The organism is Moorena sp. SIO3H5, from assembly GCF_010692395.1.
GTDB lineage: Bacteria > Cyanobacteriota > Cyanobacteriia > Cyanobacteriales > Coleofasciculaceae > Moorena.
The window spans coordinates 1-5,725 of the sequence record NZ_JAAHHS010000456.1; the positions used below are offsets into that span (position 1 = coordinate 1).

Below are 5,725 nucleotides of genomic sequence, written 5' to 3' on the forward strand. Positions count from 1 at the left end.
TCCCTTGTCTTATGGACAAAAAGCCATGTGGTTTTTGTCCATAAGACAAGGGATAGACTTCGAGAATATCAGGCTGTTCCCTCAATAGCTTTAATATTTCAGTTTTGTGCTGCTTCACTTGAGCAATAATATCTGGAGTTAATACCTCTTGGGAATCGCCAATGCGCAAATTTTCCCTATCGCACAAAAACTTAACCCCTTTGATGGAAAGGCTTTGTATAAATTCAACTAAATTCATAATTACACCTCTATCCAGTTAATATCTTTGACGTTATTAGCTTCAATTTCTTCTTTGATATCACTTTGGGCTAGTTGCTGATTTAATTCCTGTGATATATCTGCAATGGTAAGTCCTGCTATAAACTTGGTAACTGGGAGCGTAACTTCTAACTGACTTTTAACCCGATTTCGCAGTTCTAATGCCATCAAGGAGTCAACTCCCATTGTGTTGAGAGGCTGTTGTATATCTATTTGAGAATGTTTGATCCTCAGCACCTGAGCAATTTCACTTTGGAGGTGAGCCACTAATAGACTTTCTTTTTCTGTTGTCGATGCAGTCTTAATTTTTTCTAAAAGCTGGTACGCCTTAACTAATTTTTCTGGTTGACTTACAATTAAATCCTCAAAAAATGGTGGACTTACTTCTCCAGGCAGTTTTCCTAAAAACTGAGACCAGTTCATAGGACTTACTCCCACTCCTATAGCAGTAGTACCCAACAATAATTCTAGAGCTTCTATCACTTTGTGGGGTTGAATAGGATCAATTCCCATTTGTCTAGCTTGTAACTTCTGACTAGCTTTTGATTCAACTAAATCTTTTCCTAATATTATACCCCAGTTAATGGTCACTGCGGTCAAACCTAGAGAGCGCCGATAGTAAGCCAAGGAATGTTTGAAAGCATTACCAGCAGAATAATTAGCAGCACCTTTTAGACCGAAAAGATAGGCTATAGAAGAAAATAGTATAAAAAAGTCTAATGACTGATTTTGAGTAAGCAGATGGAGATTCCAAGAACCTTGAACCTTAGGAGCCATCACTTTCATAAATCTTGGCCAATTATGGGACTCAATTAGAGTATCATCTACAACCGCAGCACTGTTAATGACCCCTTTCAATGGTGGCATATTTTGTTCAATTTCAGACCAAACCTTAGTTAGTGATTCCAAATTAGATATATCTGCTTGCGCCACCATTACCTCAGCACCAGCTTGCTCTAATTCCTGCAACTGTTTTTTAGCAGTTTCCTTAACTCCACTACGTCCAATTAACGCCAAATGTCTTGCGCCCTTTTCGACCAACCAATGAGCCACAAGTAAGCCCACACCCCCTAGTCCACCTGCAATTAAGTATGTAGCATCTTTACGAACAGTTAAGGGTTTGTCCATAGTTTTTTGGGTATGCCGAGAGGGCACTAACCTTGCCACATAACGATTTTCTTGCCGGAATGCTACTTCATCTTCTCTAGACTCTGACAATATTTCCGACATGAGCATTTTTGCTTGCTCTTTAGCGGTTTGCTGTGGGTCTAAATCTATACGCACACACTTTAGTTCAGGGTGTTCTGAAGCAATGGTCTTTCCCATTCCCCACAAAGAAGATTGGGCTATGCCTGACACAACAGGATTATCATCTGGTACTGCTTGCGCCCCTTGAGTAACTAACCAAAGGTGAGGGGATGGGGATAATTCAGTCTTGACTAATGCCTGCACTAAGGACAAGGTACTACCACATCCAATCTGGGATGCTGAGGTTAGTTCTTCTGTAGTAAAATTACCTTCTGGTGTTTCTAAACTCCAGCATTGAATCACTCCATGCAAGTTCCCTGAGTGCGTTACTAACTGGGAAATCAGTTTGGGGAAATCTTCAGGGTTTTCCGGGTTAATCGTAAATTCTTCTGCCTCTACCTGTTGATATTCTGGCCCAGGCTTAACCAAAGTACAGATTTCTCCTCGCGATCGCATTTGAGTTGCCAGATTTTCACCAACCCCTTGTCGATCTCCAAAAATTAACCAACCTTGGGGTTTGGATAAAGCTAAGGATGATGGGGTTGGTGAAGCTTGAGCAATAATTACACTTTGGGGAAATACTTCCTGGTTATTTCCCTCTACTCCTGGCAAAACAACTACTTCTGGAAAATTACTTTCTTTTAGGAGTTGCTGCCATTGATAGCTCTCTAATAGAGGATGGTTAGGTCGTAAATCAAAATCTTCAAACCTCCACCATCCTTCTAATAGTCCTGCAAATAAATCCACCCAACGCTGACGAGTTGTCACTTCCAACAATACCAAGATTCCCCCCGGGGCTAGCAGTTGTCGGACATTTTCTAAGGTCTGACGCAAAGATGTGGTGGCGTGCAGTACATTCGCTGCCACAATCACATCATACTGATGTGATTCAAACCCCTGAGCTGTTGGGTCTTTTTCTATATTTAGCTGTTGATAGTGTACAAACGGGTAATCCCGGAACTTTTCCTGGGCCTTGCTAGTGAACAAACTACCCAGGTCGGTGAATACATATTCTGTTTGCTGGGGATTTAGGTGAGGTAGAATAAAGCTTGTCGTTCCTCCAGTGCCAGCACCAATTTCTAATAACCTTACTCCTCTGTCTTTAGGTAACTTTTCTAAGGCAGTGGATATCCCTTGCTGGACTAGGGTATTCATTACTTGCGCTTCAGATGATTCCTCATAGAGTTGGGTAGCTGTGGTTAAATCTCCTTCTGGGAAAACTATCTGTAGTGGGTCTGCTGTTCCTCTTAACACGGCACTCAGTTGAGAGCCACAACGCTCTAGTAAGGTAAGTTCTGGCTTGCCTTGAGGGTATTGATTCTGCAATGCCTGGTTTTTTCCCTGGGGATTAGTTTTTTCTGGAGTTTTAATTACTTGCCAACGCTCTGTTGTACCTTTGAGAATTTCTACTTCTGCCAATATCTCTAACAGACGGTTAAACAGTCGTCTATGTTGGGATGCAACTTCTAATTTTTCCGCTAGAGATTGACTAGAAAAAATTTCTCCCTCTGGGAATAACCAGCTCATTTCTACAAATGCCTGGACAATATAATCAATGCTCAAAGCTTCTAACTGACTTAAGAATTGACTGTAGCTATTTAAGTCAATTTCTGAGACTAATTTAGATACTAAAGGGTTGAGTTTCCGAGATATTTCTCCTGGAATCAATATATATTCTGGTGGTAATTGCCGACCAAAACGAGGTTGCGTTCGCCATTCTATTTCATATAACCAATTGCTGAGTTCATCTGCTTCCCTCCCCAGCAAAGCTTCCCTTGTGACTTGTTTTAGTTGCAAGCCTTCAATTATAGCAATTGTCTCTCCTTTGCTACTCAAGAGAGTAATTTGACCACTTAAACTGTCTTTGTTGTCTTTTAATGGTATTGCTACAGATGCCATTGCCCAAAGACTGGTATCAGGACGACGGTATACTGTCAAGCGTTCGATTAATACTGGCACATAGGTAGTCTGACTTTCCTCTTCCCCGATGGCAGCAGCAATCACCTGCATACCGACATCTAAAAGTGCTGGATGTAGTTGGTAGTTTGTCAAATCTCTTACCAGTTCCTCTGGCAATTGAATTTCGCCAATAGCTTGGCCTTCCCCACACCACAGCTGCTTAAGACCCTGGAAACTGACACCGTAGTCAATACCTTGAGCCTGAAATTGTTGGTAATAGTCTTTAACCTCTATCTGTTCAGGACAACTTGCTTTCAAAGCTTCTAGGTTCGCAACAGTAGGTTCACTATCTATTTGCTGCTCTCTAAGCTTTCCTTCTGTGTGGAGTGTCCAACTAGGCTGTTGCTGATTGTCTTCTTGATCTCCACTGAAAATCTGAAATTGGTACGTTTGATTTTCCAATGGGGTGAAAACTGTTTGAACTGCCTTTAATTTCTCTTGATGTAAAACTAATGCACTTTGAATTACTAAGTCTTCTAGCACCAGTTTTGGGGAATTGAATAGAGTTGCACCAGCAGCTAAGACCATTTCTAAATAACCAGCCGCAGGAAATATCACCTGCTCAAATACCCGATAGTGCTTCAAGTAGGCTGGTTCAGAGGCACTCAGTTGGGATTCAAACTGGATTTGTTGCTGTTGAATTGCAGAGTAGAAGCGTTCACCTAGTAAGGGGTGATAACCTGCATCTCTTGACAAAAATCTGCTTTTATGATGTTTTTTATCTATCTCTATCCAATATCGTTCCCTCTGAAAGGTATAAGTAGGTAATCCAACTTTCTGACCAGCATAATCTTTATCAAATCCTGACCAATCTACATTGAAACCTTTTACATACAATTTTCCTAAGCTAGAGATCATTTGTTCCCATTCTTCTACTCCCGGACGCAATGACGGCAACCATACTCCCACATCCTCTGGTAAACATTGCCTTCCCATTCCTAACAATATTGGTTTGGGTCCAATTTCTAGAAATAGTTCATACCCTTGCTCATTTAGAGTTTTCATACTCTGGGCAAATCTCACTGGTTGTCGCACATGACGAACCCAATATTCAGCAGTAGCAATTTCCGCACCTACTTTTTCACCAGTGATATTTGATATTAGTGGTATTTTCGGCTGACTATAGGTTACTTGTTTGGCTACAGTTTCAAACTTGCCCAACATCGGTTCCATCAAAGGAGAATGAAAAGCATGGGATACCTGTAGCGGTTTGGTTTTTACTCCCAGAGCTTCTAACTTACTGCAAATAGCTGCGATCGCTTCAGTATCACCAGAAATCACGATACTTTCCGGTCCATTGATGGCAGCAATGCTTACAGCAGGATTCTTATACCCCTCTTGGGAACTATAGTCCGCGATCGCCTTTTTGACCCGCTCCTCCGACGCCAACAACGATACCATCTTGCCACCACCAGGCAACTGCTGCATTAACCTGCCACGCATGGCAATTAACTTCAGTCCGTCTTCAAGGCTGAAAACTCCTGCAATACAAGCTGCCACATATTCTCCAACACTATGACCCATCACCACCTTGGGTTTGATTCCCCAAGATTCCCATAACTTGGCGAGGGCATATTCAACAGCAAACAGAGCCGGTTGGGTATAAGCAGTTTGATTTAGCAAAGAGGAACTTGAGTTTTGTGAATCAAGAGGATAGAGAACTCCATTGAGGGGATGTTCCAGATACGGACGTAGGATTTGATCACATTTATTTAAAGCTTGACGAAAAGTAGGTTGAGTTTCATACAATTGCCGTCCCATATTTACATACTGAGAACCTTGACCGGTGAAGAGGAAGGCTACCTTAGGACGCTTGCGACCAATCTTTTGACCCGTCAGGACTCCTGGTGTTTCCTCTGATTCTGCCTTCGCTTTTAATTGTTCCTGTAACTGCTTTGTCGATTTGGCGACAACAGCGAGGCGATATTGAAAGTGTGTACGCCCCACATTGGCTGTATAACAAACATCTTCTATGCCTAATTCTGGATGTTTTTTCAGGTGGTGCTCATAACCGGTGACTAACTGCTCTAGAGCTTCTTGTGTTTTCGCTGAGAGCGTCAGCAGATGCACTGGACGTTCTTTGGGTTTTTCTTCTGTGCTCCCCTCCTTGGGAGGGGTTGGGTTTGGGTTACCTATTAAGAGTTCCTTATTCTCTACTTCTGCCAACACCACATGGGAGTTAGTGCCACCAAAACCAAAGGAACTCACACCGGCAATTGCTGGTATTGATTTTTCTGGCCAAGGTGTCAGAGTTTCCTGA

At 42.1% G+C, this 5,725-nt stretch carries 2 protein-coding genes; both read right to left on the bottom strand.

What is annotated here, in order from left to right; genetic code table 11:
* On the bottom strand, positions 1 to 238 hold a 238-nt coding region (locus F6K52_RS31115; protein WP_293088027.1), incomplete at its 3' end, for a hypothetical protein.
* A 2-nt stretch (positions 239 to 240) separates the two neighbouring features.
* Positions 241 to 5,715 carry a type I polyketide synthase gene (locus F6K52_RS31120; RefSeq protein WP_293088029.1) on the bottom strand — a complete coding sequence of 1,825 codons (5,475 nt, stop codon included), beginning with the start codon at positions 5,713 to 5,715 and terminating at the stop codon, positions 241 to 243.
* Positions 5,716 to 5,725: the final 10 nt, after the last annotated feature.